The 23,091-nt window shown below is 71.4% G+C and carries 20 protein-coding genes; 12 read left to right on the top strand and 8 right to left on the bottom strand.

The window, feature by feature from the left end; genetic code table 11:
• Positions 1-25 precede the first annotated feature (25 nt).
• The gene (locus R3A49_05640; GenBank protein MEZ5170217.1) at positions 26-3,580 is read right to left on the bottom strand and encodes an adenylate/guanylate cyclase domain-containing protein; all 3,555 of its coding nucleotides are present in this window, start codon (positions 3,578-3,580) and stop codon (positions 26-28) included.
• Between the two features lie 87 nt (positions 3,581-3,667).
• On the opposite strand from R3A49_05640, the gene R3A49_05635 reads away from it, so the two are divergent.
• The 5 genes from R3A49_05635 to R3A49_05615 are packed head-to-tail and all read left to right on the top strand — an operon-like array spanning position 3,668 to position 8,139.
• Positions 3,668-3,958, top strand: a complete 291-nt coding sequence (locus R3A49_05635; GenBank protein ID MEZ5170216.1) for a 4a-hydroxytetrahydrobiopterin dehydratase — start codon at positions 3,668-3,670, stop codon at positions 3,956-3,958.
• A gap of 1 nt (position 3,959) precedes the next feature.
• On the top strand, positions 3,960-4,424 hold the full coding sequence (locus tag R3A49_05630) for a hypothetical protein (protein MEZ5170215.1): 465 nt from the start codon (positions 3,960-3,962) through the stop codon (positions 4,422-4,424).
• Positions 4,343-5,011, top strand: a complete 669-nt coding sequence (locus tag R3A49_05625) for an NTP transferase domain-containing protein (protein ID MEZ5170214.1) — start codon at positions 4,343-4,345, stop codon at positions 5,009-5,011. Before R3A49_05630 ends, R3A49_05625 begins: the two co-directional genes overlap by 82 nt.
• Positions 5,012-5,021: 10 nt before the next feature.
• Positions 5,022-5,876, top strand: coding sequence for a formate dehydrogenase accessory sulfurtransferase FdhD (gene fdhD, locus R3A49_05620; protein ID MEZ5170213.1), 855 nt, complete (start codon positions 5,022-5,024; stop codon positions 5,874-5,876).
• Positions 5,869-8,139: an FdhF/YdeP family oxidoreductase gene (locus R3A49_05615; protein ID MEZ5170212.1), complete on the top strand. Its 2,271-nt coding sequence runs from the start codon at positions 5,869-5,871 to the stop codon at positions 8,137-8,139. The genes fdhD and R3A49_05615 overlap by 8 nt, the downstream gene beginning before the upstream one ends.
• On the opposite strand, the gene R3A49_05610 is transcribed toward R3A49_05615, so the two are convergent.
• From R3A49_05610 to R3A49_05600, 3 genes are read right to left on the bottom strand one after another with little or no spacing between them, the layout of a single operon-like run.
• The gene (locus R3A49_05610; protein ID MEZ5170211.1) at positions 8,115-9,728 is read right to left on the bottom strand and encodes a methylmalonyl-CoA mutase family protein; all 1,614 of its coding nucleotides are present in this window, start codon (positions 9,726-9,728) and stop codon (positions 8,115-8,117) included. The genes R3A49_05615 and R3A49_05610 overlap by 25 nt on opposite strands.
• A 49-nt stretch (positions 9,729-9,777) precedes the next feature.
• A complete protein-coding gene (gene menC, locus R3A49_05605; protein MEZ5170210.1) occupies positions 9,778-10,899 on the bottom strand; it encodes an o-succinylbenzoate synthase in 1,122 nt (373 codons plus the stop codon).
• Positions 10,900-10,902: 3 nt separating this feature from the next.
• Entirely contained in the window at positions 10,903-11,457 is a 555-nt protein-coding gene (locus tag R3A49_05600; GenBank protein ID MEZ5170209.1) for a hypothetical protein, read from the bottom strand.
• An 84-nt stretch (positions 11,458-11,541) separates the two neighbouring features.
• Between R3A49_05600 and R3A49_05595 the strand changes: the two genes are divergently transcribed.
• Positions 11,542-12,042, top strand: coding sequence for a thermonuclease family protein (locus R3A49_05595; protein MEZ5170208.1), 501 nt, complete (start codon positions 11,542-11,544; stop codon positions 12,040-12,042).
• Between the two features lie 9 nt (positions 12,043-12,051).
• On the opposite strand, the gene R3A49_05590 is transcribed toward R3A49_05595, so the two are convergent.
• Positions 12,052-12,357: a sigma factor-like helix-turn-helix DNA-binding protein gene (locus R3A49_05590; protein ID MEZ5170207.1), complete on the bottom strand. Its 306-nt coding sequence runs from the start codon at positions 12,355-12,357 to the stop codon at positions 12,052-12,054.
• A 55-nt stretch (positions 12,358-12,412) separates the two neighbouring features.
• On the bottom strand, positions 12,413-14,431 hold the full coding sequence (locus R3A49_05585) for an ATP-dependent DNA helicase UvrD2 (protein ID MEZ5170206.1): 2,019 nt from the start codon (positions 14,429-14,431) through the stop codon (positions 12,413-12,415).
• Between the two features lie 471 nt (positions 14,432-14,902).
• Here R3A49_05585 and R3A49_05580 point away from each other — a divergent pair, with 471 nt between their 5' ends.
• From R3A49_05580 to R3A49_05570, 3 genes are read left to right on the top strand one after another with little or no spacing between them, the layout of a single operon-like run.
• A complete protein-coding gene (locus R3A49_05580; GenBank protein ID MEZ5170205.1) occupies positions 14,903-15,232 on the top strand; it encodes a metallopeptidase family protein in 330 nt (109 codons plus the stop codon).
• A gap of 10 nt (positions 15,233-15,242) precedes the next feature.
• The gene (locus tag R3A49_05575; GenBank protein MEZ5170204.1) at positions 15,243-15,899 is read left to right on the top strand and encodes a PH domain-containing protein; all 657 of its coding nucleotides are present in this window, start codon (positions 15,243-15,245) and stop codon (positions 15,897-15,899) included.
• A 17-nt stretch (positions 15,900-15,916) separates the two neighbouring features.
• Positions 15,917-16,633 carry a helical backbone metal receptor gene (locus R3A49_05570; GenBank protein ID MEZ5170203.1) on the top strand — a complete coding sequence of 239 codons (717 nt, stop codon included), beginning with the start codon at positions 15,917-15,919 and terminating at the stop codon, positions 16,631-16,633.
• Positions 16,634-16,640: 7 nt separating this feature from the next.
• Here the strand turns inward: R3A49_05570 and galK are convergent, their stop codons facing one another.
• The gene (gene galK, locus R3A49_05565) at positions 16,641-17,771 is read right to left on the bottom strand and encodes a galactokinase (protein ID MEZ5170202.1); all 1,131 of its coding nucleotides are present in this window, start codon (positions 17,769-17,771) and stop codon (positions 16,641-16,643) included.
• A 97-nt stretch (positions 17,772-17,868) separates the two neighbouring features.
• Between galK and R3A49_05560 the strand changes: the two genes are divergently transcribed.
• From R3A49_05560 to R3A49_05550, 3 genes are read left to right on the top strand one after another with little or no spacing between them, the layout of a single operon-like run.
• Complete coding sequence (locus R3A49_05560) at positions 17,869-18,735, top strand: DUF6159 family protein (protein MEZ5170201.1); 867 nt, start codon at positions 17,869-17,871, stop codon at positions 18,733-18,735.
• Between the two features lie 12 nt (positions 18,736-18,747).
• Positions 18,748-19,584: a PAC2 family protein gene (locus R3A49_05555; GenBank protein ID MEZ5170200.1), complete on the top strand. Its 837-nt coding sequence runs from the start codon at positions 18,748-18,750 to the stop codon at positions 19,582-19,584.
• Between the two features lie 31 nt (positions 19,585-19,615).
• Positions 19,616-22,393 carry a PAS domain S-box protein gene (locus R3A49_05550; GenBank protein MEZ5170199.1) on the top strand — a complete coding sequence of 926 codons (2,778 nt, stop codon included), beginning with the start codon at positions 19,616-19,618 and terminating at the stop codon, positions 22,391-22,393.
• Here R3A49_05550 and R3A49_05545 read toward each other — a convergent pair.
• The gene (locus R3A49_05545) at positions 22,390-23,088 is read right to left on the bottom strand and encodes a response regulator transcription factor (GenBank protein MEZ5170198.1); all 699 of its coding nucleotides are present in this window, start codon (positions 23,086-23,088) and stop codon (positions 22,390-22,392) included. The genes R3A49_05550 and R3A49_05545 overlap by 4 nt on opposite strands.
• Positions 23,089-23,091: the final 3 nt, after the last annotated feature.

Here is a 23,091-nt window from a genome sequence, read left to right as displayed (position 1 = left end):
CAACGAATGACGCGATCGAATGCGCTCAGTCGACCTGCCGACCCACGGCCGACGAGTACACCCGGTCCCACGGGTCCGGCTCGACACCCATGTCGGCGAGGCGCTTGCGGGCATCGAGCGCGTCGGCCTCGCCGGGGGCACCGCCCACCGCCGAGCGCACACGCGCCACGGCGAGATCGACGAGCGCCTGGTCGACAACAGCGTCGGTGTCCGCCGCGATCTCCCGTGCCCGGTCGCACGCGGCGGACGCCGCCGCCGGATCACCGCGCGCGACCGCCTCGCAGGCGGCGGCGATCGCGAGGTCGATACGGTCGCGATAGGTGCCGCCTCGGCCGTCGCCCGAGTTGCCGACAGCGTCCCGCGCGTCGTCGGCCCGTCGGTCCGCGAGGAGAGCCAGAACGGCGAGGGCGTCCAGGGACGGGTGACGCCGGCCCCCCTGGCGGCCGGCGCCGGCACGCCGCAGGACGGCGACGGCCTCGCCCGTCTCACCGACCTGGAGCAGGGCCAGCGACCGTCCCTGGTGTCTCTCGGGGCCACCCAGCCTCTCGTGCTCCTCGACGTCGTCCGTCGCCGCACGCCGGTAACCCTCGAGCGCCTCGTCGGGACGCCCGGCGAGGGCCAGCATGAGGACGGTGAAGTCGTCGGTGAAGCCGTCGTCGCCGCCAGTGGCTCCGCGGGCCCGGTCGAGCAGCGCGACGTGGCGGAGATCCTCGAAGGCGCCGTCCACATCACCCGTGGCGAGACGTGCCCGCGCGCCCACGCGCAGGGCCGTGGCCTCTCCCCAGGCATCGCCGATGTCGCGGAACTCCTCGGTGGCGGTCGTGGCCAGGTCGAGGCACCTCGTGGCGTCACCCCTCCACAGAGCGATCGAGGCGCGCAGGGTCCTGTTCATGGCACCGCCGAAGCGGTCGCCGATCTGCGAGGCCGGTGCATTGGCCGACGAGGACATCCGCTCCGCGCCGTCGAGATCGCCCTGAGCGAAGAGGATCCACCCGCGCAGCCCACGTGACCAGGCCAACCCGCCCCAGTCGTCGAGATCCTCGAAGACGGCGGATGCCTGGGTGAGGTGGGCGTCGGCCGCCGTGATGTCACCACCCAGGAAGGCGAACATCGCCAGATTCTGGAGCGCCCACGCCTCCCCGCCCCGGTCGCCCGCTGCCCGGAAGCACTCGAGCGCCTCGCTTGCCCGGTCGGCCGCGGCGCCCAGGTCGCCCCGGTAGAAGTCGACGTGGCCGCGCAGGCGGAGTGCATGACCGGCGTTCCCCACGTCACCGAGGGCGTGCCATTCGGCGATGGCGGCGTCCAGCGTCTCGGCGGCGGCCCCGGCGGCGCCCTCCTTGGTCTGGATGTCACCGAGGCGGGTGTGGGCGGCCGCGAGTGCGGCCGGCTCCGTGGCGTTCTGCAGGACGAACTCGACGTCCTCCCGGGCGAGTGCCGTGCGCCGGCGGTTCGCACGTGCCTCGGCCCGCTGGAGCCGCAGCGCTATCTGATCTGATGTCTCCTCGGTGAGGCGCAGCGCCCGGTCGACGGTGTGTTCGAGCGTGATCCACAGCTCCGCGGCGGCAGCCTGGTCGGCAGCCGCGCGCAGTCGGTCGAGCGCCCGGGTCGCGACGTCCTCGAGACCCGATGTCGGACCGAGCTCACGTGCGAGCTCGGCGGCGATCCCGAGGTGGTGTGCCGCGGCGACACGGACATCTCCGGGACGCGTCGCCTCGTGTGCCACGCCCTCGAGCCAGTCGGCGTGCCAGGCGTGGCGCCGGGCTCTCTCGGTCTTGGTGAGGCGACCGTAGGCGACCTCGCGCACCACGTCGGACCGGAAGGTGAAATCGCCGTCGCTCATCGTCACGAGATCAGTGGCCCGGAGCAGCTCGCCGACGTCCGTTGTCCGCCCACCGGTCCGGGTCGCAGCCAACGCCGCGACTCCCGCCACGGGACCCGTGGTGCCGACGACGGCTGCATCCTCCACGACGGCGTGGGCCCCGTCACCGAGCGCATCGAGACGTGTCGCCACGATGCCGTGGAGCGTGGACGGGAGGGATCCGGGCAGGACAGCGTCGAGCGACCCGACCGGATCCTTCCTGTCCCCCGCACCCCGGGAGTCGCGCAGGAGGGATGCCAGCTCCTCGATGAAGAACGGGTTGCCACCGGTGCGCTCGTGCAGTGCCGCCGCCGTCTCCTCGTCGGCGTCGGAACCCAGCACGGCGGTCGCCAACTCGCGGGTTCCCTCCCGGTCGAGGGGCTCCACCTCCAGGTCGAGACGGACGTGGCGACCCGGTGCGGGCTGCCACCGCTCACGGAGCTCGGGTCTCCCGGTGACGAGGAACATGCACGGGCTGGTCTGGAGCTCGGAGATGAGGCGGTTGCAAAAATCGAGCGCCGCATCGTCGGCCCAGTGCATCCCCGAGAGTGTGAGCACGACGGGATGGAGGCGCGACAGGCTCTCCAGGACGGCAACCGTCGTGGCGAGCGCACTGTCCCGTACGCGCTCGCCGTCGGCACCGGCGGGAGGATCCGAGAGACCGGTCATGGTCAGCACACCGGCGAGGAGCTGCTCGCGCCCTCCCGAGCTCTCCAGGTCGGGGTCGTGGCTCACCAGCATGTCGATCGCCTCAGTCACCGTGTGGCGCGCGGTCGCGGCGTCGTCGCCGGCGTCGACACCACAGAGTTCGAGGAGGGCGTCGGTGACCGGTGCCGTGGGGCTGAGCTCGCCGTAGGCGGAGCTACGCCCGTGGCCGATGATGGCTCCGTGAGCCACCGACGCCCGCGTGGAGACCTCATGGGCGAGGCGGCTCTTGCCGACCCCCGCCTCCCCGGTGAGCACGAGGAGAGCGGGACGGCGCCGGCGCAGTGCCACGTCGAGCGACCGGCCGATCAGCTCCAGCTCCGACGTGCGCCCGACCAGGGCGATCGACGGCCGCTCGCGCCGGTCGCCCGGACGGGTCAGCGGCGCCGTGGCGACCCAGGCCTCCACGGGGGCCTCCCGCCCCTTGACACTCAGCTCCCCGACGGGCTCGTAGGCGATGGCGTGCTCAGTCGCCTCGTGCGTGAGAGGGCCCACGAGCACCGTCCCGGGCCGGGCGCTGCCCTCGAGACGGCTGGCGACGTTCACGGCGTCACCCATCGCCGTGTAGTCGCCTCCGGACCGGAAGGCGCCGGCGAGGACCTCCCCGGTGTTGACGCCGATGCGCATCTCGACCGACCCGGCGAGGCCGGCACGGAGCTCCGCCAGCGTCGACTGCATCTGAAGTGCAGCGCGCACGGCGCGCTCGGGATCGTCCTCGTGGGCCACGGGTGCTCCGAAGAGGGCGACCAGTGCGTCGCCGATGATCTTGTCGATCCTTCCCCCGAAGGCCTCGATGTCGGCCACGAGGTGCTCGAAACACGAGTCGACGAGGTTCTTGACCTGCTCGGGGTCGGCAGCCTCCGAGAGGGAGGTGAAGCCCACGAGGTCCGCGAACAGGACAGTCGCAATCCGGCGCTCCTCGTGAGCCCCGCGGTCGGGGGTGTCGAGTGCGTGGCCGCACCTGGGACAGAACCGGGCGCCCGGGGGAACCGTGGCTGCACACGACGGACAGTCCATGCCGACCAGACTACGGGCGACGGGCAGAACGGGGCCGTCCGGTGCGCCCGCATTGCGACGTGGGGTCAGGCGACGGACAATGGAGCCATGGCACCCCTTCCCGACGACGTCGTGGCCGAGCGTCTCCGCGACCTCCCCGGATGGGAGCGCGAGGGCGACCAGATCGTACGGACGTTCCGACTTCCCGGCTTCCCCGAAGCGGTCGGCTTCGTCGACCGCGTGGCTGTTCTCGCCGAGGCGGCCGACCATCATCCCGACATCGACATCCGCTGGCGCGACGTCCGCCTGGTGCTCTCGACACACAGCGACGGAGGGATCACCGACAAGGACTTCTCGCTCGCAGCCGAGATCGACGACACGGCCGCGCCCGGGGGCTGACGTGCCGTTCGTCATCGCTCTCGTGCTGCTCGGCCTCATCCTGGTTGCTCTCGTGGTCATGGTCGCACGAGAGCCCGGGCCGACACCCGAGGAGACCGCCGTCGCCTACGAGGCGGCCTGGGACCGCCTCGACTTCACGTCCGTGTGGGAGATGTCCGCCACCGAGATGCGCGACGGTCGCTCGCGGGACGAGTTCGTCACGGCGAAACGCGCGGTGTTCGCGGACCGTCCACCGCTGCACGGCCTCGTCGGGCGTGTCTCCGTACGCGACGTGATGTCGGAGGGCCGGCGCGTCAACGTCTGCACGTCGCTGGCGCTCCCCGGCGACGACGGGCAGCCGCTGGAGGCCGGTAGCAACGTGACGATGGAGCGCCGCGACGGACGGTGGCAGGTCGTCGCGTACACCTTCGACGGTGGCCGGACGGAGCGTGCGATCACCGGCCCCGACGCCGAGCGGTGGGGCTGACGACCGGCGGGGCGCTGCTCACAGGCGGCAGGTCCTCGCGGATGGGAAGCGACAAGGCACGACTCGTCGTCGACGGCGAGAGACTCGTCGACAGGGCCGCGCGGACTCTGGGCGCTGTGTGCGATCAGGTCGTCGAAGTGGGCCCCGGTCACTCCACGCTGCGCGCTGTGCGCGAGGACCCGCCCGGTGCGGGCCCGTCGGCGGCGCTGGTGGCCGCAGCCGACGCCCTCGGAACCGACAGAGTGCTCCTGCTGGCTGTCGACATGCCACGCGTCTCCGTGCCGCTCCTCGAGCTGCTCCGCGACGATCCCTCGGCCGGCAGCGTCGTCCCCGAGGCCCGGGGACGGCTCCAGGTCGCGTGCTGCAGGTACAGCGCCGAGGCGATTGCGTTCGCCCGGGAGGAGTGTGCGAGCCGGGCGGAAACGCCGGATCCTCACGACACGCCGGGACTGCACGAGGTGGTCCGGAGTGCGCCCTACAGGGTGCTGGGGCCGGAGGACTGGGGGCCCGTGGCGGAGGCGTCGTCGTTCAGCGACCTCGACACACCGTCCGACCTTCGGCGCCACGGCCTGGGTGGCCGCCACTAGGGTCGACCCCGTGAAGGACGTGCGGCGCGCCGCGGCGGCCCCCACACGGGTGCTCGCCGTCGACAACGGCCGTGTCCTCGAACGCCCGGATCGTGTCGCGACCGAGGAGCCGTTGCAGATCCGTGTCGCCACCGCCGGGCAGCCGGCGGAGCCGCTCGTGGCAACACTCCGCACACCCGGCGCCGACTTCGAGCTCGCGGCGGGATTCCTCCTGTCGGCCGGGATCGTCTCGTCTCCCGAGGACATCACCCGTATCGCCTACTGTCTCGACGGAGCCGGTGAGCAGCATTACAACGTGGTCACCGTCACCGTGCGCCGCCGGGTCGATCTGGACGCTCACGAGCGGGCGTTTCCGGCCACCGCGGCATGTGGCCTCTGCGGGCAGGTGGCCATCGACGACCTCGAGGGTGCCTCCCGGCCGGTGGGGGAGGGCCCGGTCGTCGCGTTCGGCACGCTTCGCCACCTTCCCGGCCGGCTGCTCGACGCCCAGGGCGTGTTCGCCAGCACCGGGGGTCTCCACGCCGCCGCCCGCTTTGGCATCGACGGGACCCTCCGGGACCTCCGGGAGGACGTCGGACGCCACAACGCGCTCGACAAGCTCTTCGGCCACGCGTTCCTCGGCGGCCATCTGCCACTCGATGACGAGATCATCATGCTGTCGGGCCGGATCGGCTTCGAGCTCGTCCAGAAGGCCGCTGTCGCGGGTGCGACCGTGCTCGCGGCCGTGTCGGCGCCGTCGAGCCTGGCCCTCGACGCGGCGGAGCGCCTCGGGATGACCGTCGTCGGCTTCCTGCGCCACGACCGCTTCAACGTCTACACCGGCGCACACCGGATCGACACGACGGCGGCAGCCCTCGATGGGTAGTCGGCGCTGGCGGGGCCGTGTCAAGGCCCCACGGGGAACACGGCGTGACCTGTGGGCGGGCTTCAGCCCCAACGGTGCGGGGGAGACCAAGCCCCACCACTACCGCGAGATCGCCCGCACGGTCTGGGAGAACCGACGGTCGTTGCCGTACGCCTGGCGCATCCTCAACCGGGGCGTGTGCGACGGCTGCGCCCTCGGGGCGGCCGGGCTGCACGACTGGACCATCAACGGCGTCCACCTGTGCACCACACGTCTCAACCTCCTGAAGCTCAACACGGCCGGCCCGCTGGATCCCGATGTCCTCGGCGACGTTCCGACGCTTCGTCGCATGAACGGCCGTGAGCTGCGCGATCTCGGGCGGCTCCCGTACCCGATGCAGCGACGCCGGGGAGACAGCGGTTTCGAGCGGATCACGTGGGACACGGCCCTCGACACCGTCGCCGCACGTGTACGTTCCACCGCGCCCGAGCGGATCGCCTTCTACCTCACCGCGCGCGGCATCACCAACGAGGTGTACTACGTCGCACAGAAGGTGGCGCGGTTCCTCGGAACCCCGAACATCGACAACGCAGCCCGCATCTGCCACGCGCCGTCCACCGGAGTCCTGAAACGGGCTCTCGGGGTGGGCGCTACGACGGTCTCCTACACCGATGTCATCAACTCCGATCTGATCGTGCTCTTCGGGGCCGACGTGGCGAACGCCCAGCCGGTCTTCATGAAGTACCTCTACCTCGCCCGCAAGAGGGGGACGAAGGTCGCCGTCGTGAACCCCGTCCGTGAGCCCGGCCTCGAGCGTTACTGGGTGCCGTCGAACGCCGAGAGCGCCGTGTTCGGTACCCGGATGACCGACGAGTTCTTCGGGGTGCACACGGGTGGCGATGTGGCCTTCGTCAACGGCGTCATCAAGGTGATGCTCTCCCGGGGTGCGCTCGACCAGAACTTCATCAACGACCACACGCACGGCTTCGACGAGCTCCTCGCGGAGCTGGAATCGGAGTCCTTCGACGATCTCGAAGAGGCGTCGGGCGCGACGCGCGGCGACATGGAGCGCTTCGCCGATCTCTACGGGCAGGCTCGCTCCTGCGTTCTCGTGTGGTCGATGGGTATCACCCAGCACGAGCACGGCTCCGACCAGGTGACCTCGATCGTCGATCTCGCCCTCACCCGCGGCAACGTCGGGCGCCCGGGGGCGGGGCTCATGCCGATCCGCGGGCACTCGGGGGTGCAGGGCGGTGCCGAGATGGGCGCCTACGCCACCGCACTCCCGGGCGCCGTACCGGTCGACGAGGCGTCGGCGGCCGCGCTCAGCCGCCAGTACGGCTTCGAGGTCCCGGCACGGGAGGGACTCGACGCCGAACAGATGGTCGAGGGCGCCGCGCGTGGCGACCTCGACGTCCTCTACTCCAGCGGCGGCAACTTCCTCGAGGCGCTCCCCGCTCCCGAGGTCGTCGAGAGCGCCCTGTCGCGTGTGCCGCTCCGTGTCCACCAGGACATCGTCGTGTCGAGTCAGATGCTCGTCGACCCCGGCGAGGAGGTCATCCTGCTCCCGGCGGCCACGCGCTACGAGCAGCGTGGTGGTGGAACGCAGACGACGACGGAGCGCCGTGTTGTCTTCAGCCCCGAGATCCGTGGGCCCCGGATCGCCGAGGCCCGATCCGAGTGGGAGATCTACCTCGATCTGGCCGCACGCGTCGACCCTGACCGCGCCCACCTCGTGTCCTTCGACTCGGCCGACGCCGTCCGCGACGAGATCGCCCGGGTCGTCCCCTCCTACGACGGCGTGCAGAACACCTCCCGGACCGGCGACGCCGTCCAGTGGGGCGGTGAGCGCCTCTGCGACGGTGGGGACTTCCCGACACCCGACGGCCGTGCCCGCTTCGTCGCGGTGTCACCCCCGCCGTCACGCAACGACGGGCGCTTCCGTCTCTCGACGCGCCGCGGCAAGCAGTTCAACACGATGGTCGAGGCCGAGCGCGACCCCCTCACCGGGGCCTCACGCGATGCGGTTCTCATCGCCGAATCCGACGCCGAGGAGCTCGGTGTCGGCCACGGCGACCCGGTCACCCTGACGTCGGACATCGGAGCGATGGACGCCACCGTGCACGTGGCCGAGATCCGTCCCCGCAACGTCCAGGTGTTCTTCCCCGAGGGCAATGCCCTCATCCCGGCCGGCCGACGCGACGGGTCCGGGGTCCCCGACTACAACACGCTCGTGGAGATCACGCCGGCACGTGGCCGTCAGAAGGCGGGACGCTCGACATAGCGGCCGAACTCACCGACGAGTGCCTCCACGATCTCGCCCTCGGTGGCGTAGGCGGTGACGGCATCGAGCAGCGCGGGCACGAGGTTCGTGGTCGGTTCCGCGGCGTCGGCCGCGACGCGCTCCAGGGCCGTCCGCACGGCGTCGTCGTTACGGTCGGTGCGTACGGCCTGCACGCGTTTCGTCTGCGCCGCCTCCACCTCGGAGCCGATGGACAGCAGCTCGAGATCGTCCTCCTCGTTTCCCTCGGTGAAACTGTTGACGGCGACGATCACACGTTCGCCCGAGTTGACGCTGCGCTCGAAGCGGTACGCGGCCTCGGCGATCTCGCCCTGGAACCAGCCGTCGTCGATGCCCGCCAGCACGCCGTCGAGGATCGAGCCGTTCCCCAGGTCGTCGAGGTGCTCGAACACGTCGTCGGCACGCCGCTCCATCTCGTCGGTGAGCTCCTCCACGAACCAGGAGCCGCCCAGGGGGTCGGCCACGTTGGCGACACCGGTCTCGTGGGCGATGACCTGCTGGGTGCGCATGGCGAGGCGGGCGGCCTTCCTCGTCGGCAGGGCCAACGCCTCGTCCATGGAGTTGGTGTGCAGGCTCTGGGTGCCCCCGAGCACTCCCGAGAGGGCCTCGAGGGCTGTGCGCACGAGGTTCACCTCGGGCTGCTGTGCGGTGAGCGACACACCGGCCGTCTGGGTGTGGAACCGGAGGCGCAGCGAGCGGGGGTCCGTCGCCCCGTAGCGCTCCTTCATCGTACGGGCCCAGATGCGCCGTGCCGCGCGGTACTTGGCGATCTCCTCGAAGAAGTCGATGTGCGCGTTGAAGAAGAACGACAGGCGGGGAGCGAACGCGTCGACCTCCAGCCCGGCCTGGCGCGCAGCTTCGACGTAGGCGAATCCGTTGGCGAGCGTGAACGCCAGTTCCTGCACCGCTGTCGATCCGGCCTCCCGGATGTGGTACCCCGAGATCGAGACGGGGTGCCAGCGGGGCATCTCGGCGGTGCAGAACCGCACGGTGTCGCTGACGAGACGCATCGACGGTCGCGGGGGGAAGATGAATTCCTTTTGCGCCTGGTACTCCTTGAGGATGTCGTTCTGGAGCGTGCCGCTGAGGCGGTCGCGTGGGGTCCCCGCCTTTTCGGCGGCCGCGACGTACATCGCGAGGAGGATCGCAGCGGGCGCGTTGATCGTCATCGAGGTGCTGACGTCGCCGAGGTCGATCCCGGCGTAGAGGTCCTCGACGTCGGCGAGCGTGTCGACAGCCACCCCGCAGCGGCCCACCTCGCCGAGGGCCAGCGGGTCGTCGGAGTCGCGGCCCATGAGCGTGGGGAGGTCGAAGGCCGTCGAGAGGCCGTCGCCGCCCGAGGCGAGGATCTCGTGGAAGCGGGTGTTCGTCTCCTCGGCGGTACCGAAGCCGGCGAAGAGCCGCATGGTCCAGAGCTTGGAGCGGTACATCGTGGCGTAGGGCCCGCGCGTGAAGGGGTACTCGCCCGGGGCAGCGTCGGCCCCGGGTGGTTCGGGTCCGTAGGACTGCTCGAGGGGGATGCCCGAGATCGTCTCGAAGGGGACATCGCGCAGTCCGTCGTCGCTGCTCATCCCCACCAGCCTAGTGAGCGGACATTCTGGGGCGGCAGCCACCGGCGCGTCACGGGCGGCGCAGGGACTCCGTGGTGACGGCGAGGGACCGGAGTGCGCCCGGTCGGGGGTGCCGGCCGAGGCCGGGGGCGTTCGGAACCGTGAGCTCACCGTCGACGAGTTCGAACGGCTCGGTGACGTCGGCGACGAAATAGCGATCGGAGGCCGACAGATCGCCGGGTGCCCGGAATCCGGGCAGCGAGGCCAGCGCCACCGCGGCTGCCCGGCCGATGCCCGACTCGAGAAAGCCACCCGCCACCACACCGATGCCGCGTTCGACGCAGAGATCGTGGGTCCGTCGCGCCTCGAGCACACCGCCGATGCGCGGGGCCTTCACGCTGACCGCATCGCCGGCACCCGCGTCGAGAGCCGCTGTCGTCTCCGCCAGGGTCGGGGCGGACTCGTCGAGCAGGATCGGCGTCTCGAGCGAGCGCGTGAGCTCGACCAGGCCGGCCAGGTCGTCGGACGCCACCGGCTGCTCCAGGTACGTGAGGCCCATCGAGTCGATCTCCGTCAAGGTCGCGCGGTGCGCGGGGTTACCGCTGTTGTAGGCGCCGTTGGCGTCGGCGCTCAGCGCCACGTCCGGCCCGACGGCCCGGCGAACGGCCGTGAGCAGGTTCACGTCGTGACCCGGCCCGATCTTGCACTTCACGGCCCCGTAGCCGCGCCGGGCGAGGTCGGATGCCTCGGCAGCGGTGTCGGGCTCGTCGGCGAACCCGAGCACGGCACCTGCGGGAACCCTGCCGCGGCTGCCCCCGAGAAAGGCCGCCAGTGAGGTGTCGACGCGTCGGAGGGCGCAGTCGAGGAGGGCGCACTCGACAGCGGCGCGCGCCGTGGGCGGCCCGCTGCGGGGAAGAGCTCCCGGGTCCACGGTCCCGGCGTGCAGGAGGTGGGGCCCCAGGTCGTCGAGCAGGTAACGGTGGGCGCTGTCGAGGTCCCCACCCGGGTAGTCGGATGTCGGAAGCGCCGAGCACTCGCCCCATCCGTCGCCGTCATTCCCGGCGACACGGACGAGAACGATCTCCCGCTCGTCGAGTGCCATGTGGGCCGTGCGGAACGGCGTCGAGAGGCGCAGCGCCACCCGGTGCACCTCGACGATGTCGACGGGAACCGCCGCGAGCGCCGGTGGCACGGCTCAGGTCGTGCGGATCGACGGCTCGAAGTCGTCGCGGCCCTTGAAGCCGAAGACACCGCTCAACGGCTTCTTGAGCGCCGATGACCGTTCGCTCTCGTAGTGGTCGACGGCGTCGGAGTACGCGCTCACGAGGTCGGGGTCGGGGGCGTTCTCGGTGTAGGCGGCCATCGTGAAGGCGAGTGCCTCGTCGGCCTCGAAGCGCGCGTTTCCGGTGCGCACGGCGGCGAGCCGCGCTCCCAGACCCTCGAGGGTGTTGGCGGTCACCACGCCGACGGCGGCGTCGCCCCCGTCGTCGGAGCGCGACCAGTCGTCCAGCGCGGCGCGCAGCTCGCCGATCAGTGCATCGTCGAGGCCGGCGTCGGACGCCGCACCCGTCGCGGAGTCGAGGGTGTCGTAGCGGTCGACGAGCTCGGCGCGCAGGGCCTCCCAGCGGGTGTCGACGGAATCGCGGGCGTCGTCGAGCTGGGGCCTGGCGCGCAGCACGAACAGCACCGGCGCAGCCACCAGCGCAGCGATCAGCCCGTAGAGAAGAAGTCGTCGCATCCGACGTCCCATGGCGGCTTCCACCCTAACGACGCCTCCCCCCGGCACCCCGGATTTCCCCTGTCGGGCGACGGCTCCCGCCGGTACCCTGCGCGCGTGGCTCGATCCCGGGCCGCGGTGCTCGTGGTCCTGGTGACCGCCGCCCTGCTCGGGGGGTCGCACGTCCCGCTCGCGAGCCGCGGCCGTACCACCTGGACGGTCTCGGAGGTCGTCGACGGCGACACGGTCGTCCTCACGCGTGGCAGTCGCGCCGAGACGGTGCGCCTCCTGGGTGTCGACACGCCCGAGACGAAGCACCCCGACCGGCCTGTCGGGTGCTACGGGCCCGAGGCGGCCGACTTCACGGAAGTGCAGCTCCTCGGCCGTCAGGTCGCCGTGGAGCGTGATGTCGAGGCCCGCGACGTCTACGGCCGGATGCTGGCGTACCTCGAACTCGACGGCAGGCGCTTCAACGACGTCCTGCTCCGGGAGGGCTACGCCACCCTGCTCGTCATCCCGCCGAACGACCGTCACGGGCGTGAGATGCTGCGGGCGGAGCTCGATGCTCGCAGCGCCGGGCGGGGACTGTGGGGTGTGTGCAGTGGGTCGGTCGACTGACGGCGACGCTCAGGGCGTGGTGATGCGATCGCGCAGTTTCTCGAGCCCGTTGCCCAGGAGCTCCCGGATCTCTGCGTGCGTGCGATCCATGGCGTGCGCGAGCTCCTTCATCGAGCGCGGCTCGGTGCCGTCGAGCCCGAAGCGCTCGCGCACGACGCGCGTCTCCTCGTCGGTGAGGGCGTCGAAGGCGTGGGGGTCGGCACGCAGCTCGAGAACGTCGAGGTCGACCTCCTCGGTGTCGGCCCGGTCGTCGGTGCCGTCGGGGTACGGCCATCCGTCGTCGTCGCCGAACAGGGGTGCGGACCTCCGGCTCATCGGGAAACCTCCGCGTCGGATGCTGGGACCATCCTGAAGGCTGAGCGGGCGACCGTCAACCGGTTCGCTGTCGTGGGCCGGCTCGGACGTGGCGAGCCACGATGTCGAGGACGTCGGGCCCGAAACGCTCCGCCTTGACAGGACCGATTCCCGACACGCCGAGGAGCTCCTCCCGGTTCGAGGGACGGTGGAGCACGAGCTCGGCGAGAGTGGTGTCGGCGAAGACCACGTAGGCGGGGACCCCGGCGGCTCGGGAGCGGGCGTGCCGCCAGTCCTTGAGCTCCCGTGCCAGGGCGTCGTCGCCGGCGTCACCGCTGGGGACCCCGCGTCGAAGCGTCGCGCGCAGCTCCCGGATGCGGCCCGTGGCGTCGGTCGGAGACCCTCCCGTCGTGACGGGAGGGTCTCCCGCGGTGGGGCAAAGGCCCATGTCGGCCAGGAGCGGGCTCGGGGTCCGTCGTGCGTCGCGCGTGCCGAACGAGCGCTGCTCCGCCCAGGTGAGGTGGAGGGTGTGGCGGGAACGGGTACAGGCGACGTAGAGGAGCCGACGCTCCTCGGCCTTCTCGGGAGCGGACCGTGCGTGGCTGATCGGGACGAAGCCGGCCTCGACGCCGGTGACGATGACCGTGTGCCACTCGAGGCCCTTCGAGCGGTGGAAGGTGACCAGGTCGACGGCGTCGGCCGTGGCGCCGCCGTCGGAGTCCCCGCGCAGGGCGGTGGCCAGGAAGGCCAGGAAGCCGGGGAGCGAGCCGTCGCCGCCCTCCGCGCGGAGGTACTCGTGCCCGAGTGCGACGAGGGCCTCGGTGTGCTCGGCGCGCTCGGTGTCGGTGACACCGGGCCCGGCGCCGTCTCTCACATGTGGGGCCGGTGCCGACAGACCTGCGAGGCGTGCGCGCAGGTCACCCGACGACGACCGGAGGCGGGCGAGGTCGGCCCGGACCTCGGGTCGGTCGAGGAACCGGCGTGCGCCGCGGAGCCGCACCGGGATGTCGCGTCGGGCCAGCTCCTCTTCGAACAGGGCCGACTGGGCGTTGGTGCGGTAGAGCACGGCCAGGTCCGCCCACCGGCGTCCGGCGGCGTGGGCCTCGACGAGGGCGTCGGCGACCCCCCGGGCCTCGGCGGCGGCATCGGAGTAACCCGTGAGGTGCGGCTCCGGCCCCGGGTCGACCGCCGACGACAGCGCACGCCCCGGCGCGCGTCCCTCGAGCAGCCGTCGGGCGGGCCGGAGGACCTGTGGCGGGCAGCGGTGGCTCGAGGTGAGCTCGACCACGGTGGCCCCCGGGAAGTGCTCCGCGAAACGCGTGAGGTACGCGGGATCGGCTCCCGTGAAGCTGAAGATCGCCTGATCCGGGTCCCCGACCACGAAGAGGTCGGTGCGGTCGCCGAGCCAGGCGCGCAGCAGGCGGAACTGTGAGGGGCTGACGTCCTGGAACTCGTCGACGAAGAAGTGGCGGAAACGCCACCTCGTGGCCGACGCGAAGTCGTCGTCGTCCTCGAGGCGGAGGGCACACCGCAGGATCAGATCGTCGAAGTCCATGAGGTTGGCGCGACGCTTCCGTTTCTCGTAGCGCTCGTAGAGCGCCGCCAGTTCGGCAGGTGCACGCGGCGTGTCCCGCCCGGCGGCCTCGACCGCCGCCACGTAGCCGTCGGGACCGACGCCGCGCGCCTTGGCCCACTCGATCTCGGCGGCGACGGGCGTGACCGCCGCCGCCGCCTCGGTTCCACCGCCGAGAAGTGGTGCCAGGATCGGTGCCTTGCGCTCGAGAAGGGCGGGGACCTCACGGCCCCGGTCGTCGTACCAGCGCCGGAGCAGCCCCAGGCAGAGGGCGTGGAAGGTTCCTGCTGTGACGTGCCCGGCGCCGTGGGAAGAGTGGAGGCGGTCGTTGAGCTCCCCGGCGGCCTTCCGGGTGAAGGTCACCGCCAGCACCCGTTCGGCCTCGACGGAGCCGGTGGCGACCTGATGGGCGATCCGCTGCGAGAGGACACGCGTCTTGCCGGACCCGGGGCCTGCGAGGACGGCCAACGGGAGGGTGGGCTCCTCCACGGCACGGCGCTGGGAGTCGTCGAGCTGGGCCACGTCGTGACGCTACCGGGCGCCTGTGACGCCAACGGCGATGCTGTTGGTCCGCGCCCGGAGGGGGAAGGCCCTCACGCGGGAGGGCCCCGAGTAGTCTTCGCCGCTCTCGCAGCTCCGATCTCCTCGGGGCCTACTTCCCGTGGCTCGGCGCCTCTGCCGCCCGACGTCGTGGCCTCTCGACCACCGTGGCCTCTCGACCAGCCCGTCCGTCGGCTCACCGCCGCTCCGACACCGGACGGCGGGGTTTCCGCCCTCCGTCGCCACCTGTCTCCACGTCGTCGGAACCCGGATTGGCCGGCGGCTCGGCGCTCGGCCCGTCCTCGATCCCGGGTCGGTGAGGACCGGTCTCTGCAACATACGGATCGCCGGCACCGGCGTCAAGGAGAATTTCGCGAGCCCGCGGGCGGCGGTCCCGGGCGGGCTCGGCGCTAGGTTGAGGCCGTGCTCGTGAGCCGACGACGCTTCGAGGAGATGGTCGCCGACGCGCTCGACGAGATCCCGCCCGAGTTCGCCGCGGAGATGGACAACGTGGCGGTCGTCGTGGAGGACGTTCCCACCTCCGACCAGCTCGAGGGCCACGACGGAACCCTGCTGGGGCTCTTCGAGGGGGTCTCGCTGGCGCACCGCTCGCCCCTGGCCACGTCTCTTCCCGACCGCATCTCCATCTTCCGTCGCCCTCTGTGCGAGACGGCATACGACGAGGAGGATCTCAGTCGCCAGGTCCGCGTGACGGTGCTGCACGAGGTCGGCCACTACTTCGGGATGTCGGAGGAGCAGCTCAGGGAACTGGGCTGGGCCTAGGCTGGGGCCCATGGGCTACCCGAAGCACCTCATCAACGAGAACGAGAACGTCATCCTCGACCTGAAGCCGCACTGGTGGTACTTCTCACGCCACATCCTCACGGGGATCCCACTCGCGATCCTCTTCGTCCTGATGGTCAAGCTCGGAAACGACATCGCCTGGTACGTGTTCGCGGCGCTCGCCGTGGCGTGGGCCGTCTGGCTGGGCTTCAAGTACGTCGAGTGGACCTTCACGCACTTCGTCGTCACCGACCGGCGCGTCATCTGGCGCACGGGCGTGCTCGCCAAGCACGGCACGGAGATCCCGCTCGAGCGCATCACGAACATCAACTTCTCGCAGCCGATCGTCGACCGGATCATCGGTGCGGGTGATCTCGACATCGAGTCGGCGGGGACGCAGGGACAGTCACACTTCGAGAACGTCCGGCATCCCGACGCGGTCCAGCAGGAGATCTACCGCCAGATCGAGGTCGACGCCAAGCGCCGGGCCGCATGGTCGAGCCGGCCCGGCGGTGAGCCGCCCGGCGGTGCCGCCACACAGTTCCCGGCAGCGCCCGACGTGTCCGTGCCCGAGCAGATCGAGAAGCTCGCCGAGTTGCGCGACGCCGGCCACATCTCCACCGAGGAGTACGAGGCCAAGAAGGCCGAGCTCCTCGGCCGGATGTAGGCACCCACGCAGCGCCGGTGCGGGTCGTCTCGCTCGTTCCCTCGGTCACGGAGAGCATCGTCGCCCTGGGTGTCGCGCCGGTGGCGTGCACGCGGTTCTGTGAGCAGCCGGGCCTGCCGACAGTTGGCGGCACGAAGAACCCCGACATCCAGGCCATCACGGACCTCCGGCCGGATCTGGTGATCGTCAACGACGAGGAGAACCGCCGCGAGGACGCCGACGCCCTCTCGGAGGCCGGCATTCGGCTCCTCGAGCTCTCGCCGCGTCATGTCGCCGACGTTGGTGGTGTCGTCCGTGGTCTCGGGCACGCTCTCGACGTGGCCGTCCCCGGCCGTTTCGCAGCTGACGCGTGGGAGGAGTGGCTGGCCGACCAACGCCCGGCATGGCCACCTCGCCCCGCGTTCGTTCCCGTCTGGCGTCGACCGTGGATGACGCTCGCTGCCGACACCTACGGAGCATCCCTGCTCGCCCTCTGCGGCTTCACACCGGTCGGGGGCGCCGCCGGCGGCCGCTACCCCGAAACCACGCTGGCCGACGTCGCAGACGAGGATCCCCTGATCGCGGTGCTGCCCACCGAGCCGTACGAGTTCACCGAACGCCACGTCACCGAGGTGGCCGAGGAGCTCGGCGTTTCCGCGGTCCTGGTCGACGGCCAGGACCTGTTCTGGTGGGGAGTCCGGACTCCCGACGCTCTCGAACGCCTCCGGGCCACTCTGGCCGACGCCGACATCTGAGCCGGGATCAGTCCTGGTCGGGGTCGAAGAGCCCGGCGCCGTCGACGAGTGCGCAGACCATGGGCGACGGGTCCCGCCCACTCTCGGACCGGTAGCGAGCGCAGGCCACGTCGGCGACGCGGTAGGCGCGTTCGCTGTCGGCCAGGGCCACGACCGACCCGCCGAAACCCGCCCCGGTCAGTCGCGCACCGATCGCCCCGGCATCCAGGAGGCACCGCACCAGGAGGTCCAGCTCGGGTGTCGAGACCTCGAAGTCGTCCCGGAGGCTGGCGTGGCTGGCGGCGAATGCCGACGACAGCGCCAGCCGGTCGCCGGAGCGCAGTGCACGCGCGACGGCCTCGACCCGTGCGTTCTCGCTGACCACGTGGCGGGCCCGTGGGATGTCGGCCACGTCGTCGGGCCCGGCCTGGCGGAGGCTCTCGAGGCCGAGCTGCCGGACGATCTCCTCGCACTCGGCGCGTCGCTCGGCGTACGACCCGTCGGCGAGTGTGCGTGCGACCCCGGAGTGGACCGCCAGCACCGCGAGGTCACGTGGGACCCGGATCCGTTCCACCTCGAGGGTCCGGCAGTCGAGGAGCAGGGCGTGACCCGCTGTCCCGTCCGCCGAGGCCCACGGGTCCATCACCCCGCACGGCACGCCGCTGCCCGCCGTCTCGGCCTCCTGGCACGCCAGCGCCGTCGCCCGCACCGAGAGGAGATCACCCGCGCTGACACCGAGCGCCGTGGCGATCCCGACCAGAACGGCTGCCGACGACGACAGCCCGGAGCCGATGGGCACGCCCGAGCTGATCACGAGATCCGTGCCGACCGGAGCACGCCCGCGCAGCGACACCGTCCGAACGAGGGCCGCCACGGCCCGACCCCAGTCCGGGGTGGGCAGGTCGGGGTCCGGCGCGCCGTCGGCCCTGACGACGACGGCGCCCTCGATGTCGAGCGACCGGACGCACACGTGGGCGTCGGCGGTGCGCCGGAAGGCGACGACGACCTCGCGGTCGATGGCCGCGGGCAGCACGAGGCCGTCGTTGTAGTCGGTGTGGTCGCCCATGAGGTTGACCCGTCCGGGTGCACGGACAAAACGGACGGCGGCGCCGTCGCCCAGGACCTCGGCGGCGGCGTGGGCGCGGTCGTCCCGTGACATCGACGCGACGCTAATGCTGCGGGTCGGCTCTCCGATGTATCCACGACGTGCCGTCGAGTGCGTTCGTGCACACCGCCGGATGTGAAAGGATCAACCCATGGGAACCTTCAGCAACTCCATCGGCCTCGTCAAGGCGTCGTGGCGCGTTCTGCGCGACGAGCCGGGCATGGCGTGGCTTCCGGTGATCGCCGCACTCGCCTCGATCGTCGTGGCCGCCACGTTCGCCCTGCCGGTGATCGGTGCTGACGCGGTCTTCGGCGACGGTGATGCCTCGTTCGGCGGTGTTCTCGACTGGGTGCTGATCGTCCTCTTCTACTTCGTCGGAGCATTCATCACGATCTTCTTCAACGCGGCCGTCGTGTTCGCCGCCAACGAACGACTCGAGGGCCGCGACACCAACGTGTCGGCGGCGATCGCGGGTGCCGCCAAGCGGTGGCGTCTCGTTCTCGAGTGGTCGATCGTCACCACGACCGTCAACATCGTCCTCCGTGCCATCGCCGAGCGCTTCGGCTTCGTCGGGACCATCGTCGCCGGCCTCCTCGGCCTCGCCTGGTCCCTCGTCACGTTCCTGGCTCTCCCGATCCTCGTGATCGAGGGCATCGGCGTCCGTGACGCCCTGAAGAAGTCCGGAGCGCTCTTCAAGAAGACGTGGGGCGAGAACGTCGTGGGCAACGGCGGGATCGGCCTGATCGGCTTCCTGGTCTCGCTTCCCGCGGCAGCGCTGCTCGCCGGCGGCATCGCGCTGACGGCGAACGACTCCTCCCTGGCTCTCGGAGTCCTGCTCGTCGTGCTGGGAGCCGTCGCCTTCGCCGTCATCATCCCCCTCATGACGGCGCTCAGCGGGATCTTCCAGACGGCGCTCTACCGTTTCGCCAACGACGGGCAACTCCCCAAGGGCTTCGAGCAGACGAACCTGGCCCACGCGTTCCGCCCCAAGACGGGCGGACGGGCCGGCGGCATCTGAGGCCTCCGCCCCGTGCTCGAGGTGCAGCGGTGGCCCGAGCTGCGGGACACGCTGCTCGTCGTCGCCCTGTCGGGCTGGGTCGACGCCGGGACAGCCGGCGCAGCATCGGCCGCCTTCACGATCGAGCAGCTCGACGGAGCGCGGTCGTTCGCCCGCATGCCACTCGCCGACCACGTGGATCTCCAGCAGACCCGGCCGACGATCCATCTCGACGACGGGGTCACGCGGTCCATCAGGTGGCCCGAGCTGGAGATGGTCGCCGGGCGCGCCGACCGCGACGTCGTGGTGCTGCGCGGACCGGAGCCCTCCCTGAGGTGGCCGGCCATCCTGTCCGAGCTCGTCGAGGCCGGCGCGCGTCTCGACGTACGGGAGGTGGTCACGCTCGGAGGAATGCCCGCGGCCGTGTCCCACCGGCAGGTCACGGCTGTGCTCGCCACCGCCTCGACCCGGGAGCTCGCCGACGAGATCGGAGCGTTGCGGGCCGACTACGAGGGCCCGACAGGCGCCCAGACCGCGCTGGCGGTTGCGTTCGCCGACCAGGGAGTCCCCGCGGTGGGGCTCTGGGCCCAGGTACCCCACTACCTGGCCGGAGCCACGGCGCCCACGGCTGTCCGGGCACTCGCGGACCGTCTCGGCCGGCTGGGGGACATCCGTCTCGACGCGGGTGCGCTCGACGACCAGTGCGACGCCTGGCTCGGGAAGGTGGAGGAGAGCCTGGCCGAACGGCCCGAGGTGGCCGAGCTGGTCGAGCAGATCGAGGCGGCCCACGCCGAGCTCCCGCCGGGCGACCTCCCCACGGGTGAGGAGCTGGTCGGGGAAATCGAGCGTTTCCTCCGTGAGGAACCGTAAGGGTCGGGCCTCGGCGGCCGATAGAGGGTCCATGGCGGTGGATCGGGTCGAACGCGCCGTCGAGGCGCTCTCCGACGGCCTGCTCGTACGCGACGCCGAGGGCCGGCTCGTGCTCGTGAACGCGGCCGCGCGCCGGATGCTCGGTGTGGACACGGGCGCGGCGGTGGGCGACCTCGACCTGTCGTCGGCCGACATCGCGGTCTCGTACGAGGAGGCCGAGGCCCAGGCGGGGGACCCCACCGCCCCGCCGGCCGTCGACCGCCTCCTGGGCACGGCCGACGCCTCTCCCGACACGGTGGTGTGCCTGGAGCGCACCGGGGAGTCGGGTCGATGGCTCTCCGTGTCGACCCGGCCGCTCCTCGGTGGCGACGGGCAACCCGACGGCTGGGTCACCCGCATGACCGACATCTCGGAGCGCTACGCGTTCGCGCGCGCTGCGCTCAGGAGCATCCCGGAGCGTTTCGACGCGGTGTGGCGCAACGCCCCCGTCGGGATGCTGCTCATCAGCGTCGAGGCCGGGAGCACCGGGGAGATCGTGTCCGCCAACCTCGAGGCGCAACATCTGTTGGGCCGCGGCAACGACGATCTCGTCGGTCGGCCGCACAGGTCGCTCGTTCTTCCCGACGAACGGACGGCATCCGGGATGTTCGCCGATCTGGCGGCCGGCCGCGAGCGAGCGAGCCGACGCGAGCACCGGTTCGTCCGCGGTGACGGTTCGACGGTCTGGGTTCTCGAGGCGGCTGTCGGTGTCCCCGACGCACACGGTCGACCGCTCTTCGCCGCGGCGCTGCTCCTCGACACCAGCGCCCAGCACGACGCCCTCGAGAATCGTGAACGCAGCGACGAGAGGCTGCGCACGCTCATGGAGAACTCCGACGAACTGATCCTCTCCTACGAGGACGAGGGTGAGGTCACATGGGTGAGCCCGAACATCGAGCGGGTCCTGGGCCGCGACCGTGACGAGGTGATCGGTTCCGACATCCTCGAGCAGTTCCACCCCGACGACCGCGCGTTCGCGTCAGCGAGCGCGGAGAGGCTCCGTCGGGACCCGACGTCGGCCGCGCGGGGGCAGCTCCGGGTCCGTCGCGGCGACGGAAGCTGGGCGACGCTCGAAGGGACGTCCCTCGTTGTCGGCCAGGAGGACCCGGCCGACAAGGGTCTTGTCATGATCGGCCGCGACATCACGGATCGGCTCCGCGCCGAGGCAGCGGCGCGCCAGAGCAGGGCGGAGCTCGAGAACCAGGTCTCGGCGTTCGGTGATCTCCACTTCCTGCTCGACGCAACCGGGCGCTACGTCGACTTCGTCGGCAAGGAGGCCTTCGTGCCTCGGGAGGACTTCATCGGTCGGCGCTCGAGCGACGTGCTCCCCGCACCCGTGGGTGAGCAGCTCGACGAGTTGGTGGTGCGCACCTGGCACACGGGTGAGGCCGGGCGCCTCGAGTACGAGCTCCCGTTCGACGACGGACCCCGGCACTACGAGGCCCGTACGGCCCGCGTCCTCGACGACCGGGTGGCGTGCAACGTCCGGGATGTCACGGAGCGGAAGCGTTCCGCCGCGCAGATCATCGAACGCGAGCGCCGGCTGGCGCGCGTCGAGGCTCAGCGCGCCAAGGAGCGCCTCGAAGCGCAGCTTCAACACGCACAGCGCCTCGAGAGCCTCGGCCGGCTCGCGGGCGGTGTGGCCCACGACTTCAACAACCTCCTGGGTGTCATCGTCAACTACTCGGAGTTCGTCGCGGAGGCCGTGGCGGGTGACGAGCAGGCCAGTGGCGACGTCGCGCAGATCAAGAGCGCGGCGGAGCGGGGTGCCGCCCTCGTGAGGAACCTCATCCTGTTCGGCCGCAACGAGTCGGTGACGCCGGAGGTCTTCGACCTCAACGATGCCGTCACCGACATCTCCGACACGCTCGGGCGGTCCGTGGGCCCGTCGCACCACCTCGTCGTGGACGGCAGCGACCGGCTCCTCCCGGTGAACGCCGACAGGGCGCAGTTCGAGCAGGTCATCGTGAACCTGGTCCTCAACGCCTGCCACGCCACTCCCGACGGCGGGGAGATCGAGCTACGTCTCCGGGCGGTCCTCATGGCCGGCGGCGACGAGACGCGCCTGGAGCTACCGCGCGGCGAGTACGCCGCGGTCACGGTGCGGGACCACGGTGTCGGCATGCCGGCCGAGGTCGTCGAACAGGCCTTCGACCCCTTCTTCACGACCAAGACCTGGGGAGAGGGCTCGGGCCTCGGCCTGGCATCGGCGCACGGCATCGTCGACGCGGCCGGCGGGCGGATCACGATCGACTCGGCGGTCGGGGAGGGCACGACGGTCGCCGTGTACCTCCCGATCGCCGCGGTACCGGGCATCGATGGGCCGGGATCACACGCGTCGCCGAGCCCCGGGGTCGCCGCACAGACGGCCGCCGACACGCCCGACACGGCCGCTGCCACCCGGGAGCGCATCCTCGTCGTCGACGACGAAGCCGGGATCGTGGAGTCGACTCGCCGGATCCTGCGGTCGGCGGGCTACGACGTCGAGACGGCACCCGACGCGATCACGGCGTTGTCGGCCATACGGTCGGCACCGCGACCCCCCGACCTGGTGCTGTCCGATGTCCGGATGCCGACGATGACAGGCGGTGAGCTCGCCCTGCGGATTCGCGCCACCGAGCCCGACGTACGCGTTGTTCTGATGTCGGGCTTCGCGGAGGACCTCCGGGCACTCGAGGGCGACGACATACGCCTGCTCCCGAAGCCCGTGACGCCTGCTGTCCTGCTCCCCGTCCTCGAGGAGGAACTGGCCGCCCGTACGGTGCCCTAGGTTCCCGGACGCGGCTGCGGGCGCGGGATCATCCCGCGCTGGGCCGCCACCGAGGCGGCTTCGAGCTTGCTGCTCACTCCCAGCTTCCGGTTCACGCTCTGCACGTGGTTGCGCACCGTGTTCACGCTGATGAACATCTCGTCGGCGATCGCCTGGTTCGACAGGCCCTGCGAGATCAGAACGAGCACCTCCCGCTCTCGGTCGGTGAGCTCCGAGGCGGGGCCGTCCCGGCCCTCGGTCGGTGATCCGCCCAGGAGGGTGCTCGTCGTGTCGGGCAGGTTCGACTCCCCGGCGTGCGCCGTCCGGACCGCCGCGACGACCTCGTCGGCGGCACGGTCCTTGGACAGGAAGCCCGCACACCCGGCCTCCCGGGCGGCGTTGATGCTCGCCCGGTCGGCGAACCCGCTGAGGACCACGATCCGGGCGGACGGTGCGGCCGCCAGGATCTCCCGGGCCGCCGACGCACCGTCGAGGTCGGTGAGCTGGAAGTCGAGCAGCACGACGTCGGGCCGCCCGGAGCGTACGGCCTCGACCGCCTCGGCGGCGGTGTGTACAGCACCGTGCACGGCGATGTCGTCCTCGTCACCCAGGAGCCGCACGAGGCTGTCGGCGAACATCCGGTGGTCGTCGACCACGAGGACGCTGATCTGCGGGTCTCCGGGCTGCGCGCCGGCACCCGGCGCGCGTTTCGTCATCAC

This window comes from Acidimicrobiia bacterium (assembly GCA_041394025.1).
In the GTDB taxonomy this organism is placed as follows: Bacteria; Actinomycetota; Acidimicrobiia; order IMCC26256; family JAOSJL01; genus JAOSJL01.
Note: the sequence above shows the minus strand (reverse complement) of the source record. Positions and strands in the feature narration are given on the sequence as shown.

Bases quoted from the DNA above. Each gene is read 5' to 3' on its own strand.
- R3A49_05600 (MEZ5170209.1), bottom strand. From the start codon at position 11,457: ATGGGACGTCGGATGCGACGACTTCTTCTCTACGGGCTGATCGCTGCG.
- R3A49_05610 (MEZ5170211.1), bottom strand. From the start codon at position 9,728: ATGAGCAGCGACGACGGACTGCGCGATGTCCCCTTCGAGACGATCTCG.
- R3A49_05550 (MEZ5170199.1), top strand. From the start codon at position 19,616: ATGGCGGTGGATCGGGTCGAACGCGCCGTCGAGGCGCTCTCCGACGGC.
- galK (MEZ5170202.1), bottom strand. From the start codon at position 17,771: ATGTCACGGGACGACCGCGCCCACGCCGCCGCCGAGGTCCTGGGCGAC.
- R3A49_05615 (MEZ5170212.1), top strand. From the start codon at position 5,869: ATGGGTAGTCGGCGCTGGCGGGGCCGTGTCAAGGCCCCACGGGGAACA.
- R3A49_05575 (MEZ5170204.1), top strand. From the start codon at position 15,243: ATGGGCTACCCGAAGCACCTCATCAACGAGAACGAGAACGTCATCCTC.
- R3A49_05635 (MEZ5170216.1), top strand. From the start codon at position 3,668: ATGGCACCCCTTCCCGACGACGTCGTGGCCGAGCGTCTCCGCGACCTC.
- R3A49_05580 (MEZ5170205.1), top strand. From the start codon at position 14,903: ATGGTCGCCGACGCGCTCGACGAGATCCCGCCCGAGTTCGCCGCGGAG.
- R3A49_05640 (MEZ5170217.1), bottom strand. From the start codon at position 3,580: ATGGACTGTCCGTCGTGTGCAGCCACGGTTCCCCCGGGCGCCCGGTTC.
- R3A49_05590 (MEZ5170207.1), bottom strand. From the start codon at position 12,357: ATGAGCCGGAGGTCCGCACCCCTGTTCGGCGACGACGACGGATGGCCG.
- R3A49_05545 (MEZ5170198.1), bottom strand. From the start codon at position 23,088: ATGACGAAACGCGCGCCGGGTGCCGGCGCGCAGCCCGGAGACCCGCAG.
- R3A49_05560 (MEZ5170201.1), top strand. From the start codon at position 17,869: ATGGGAACCTTCAGCAACTCCATCGGCCTCGTCAAGGCGTCGTGGCGC.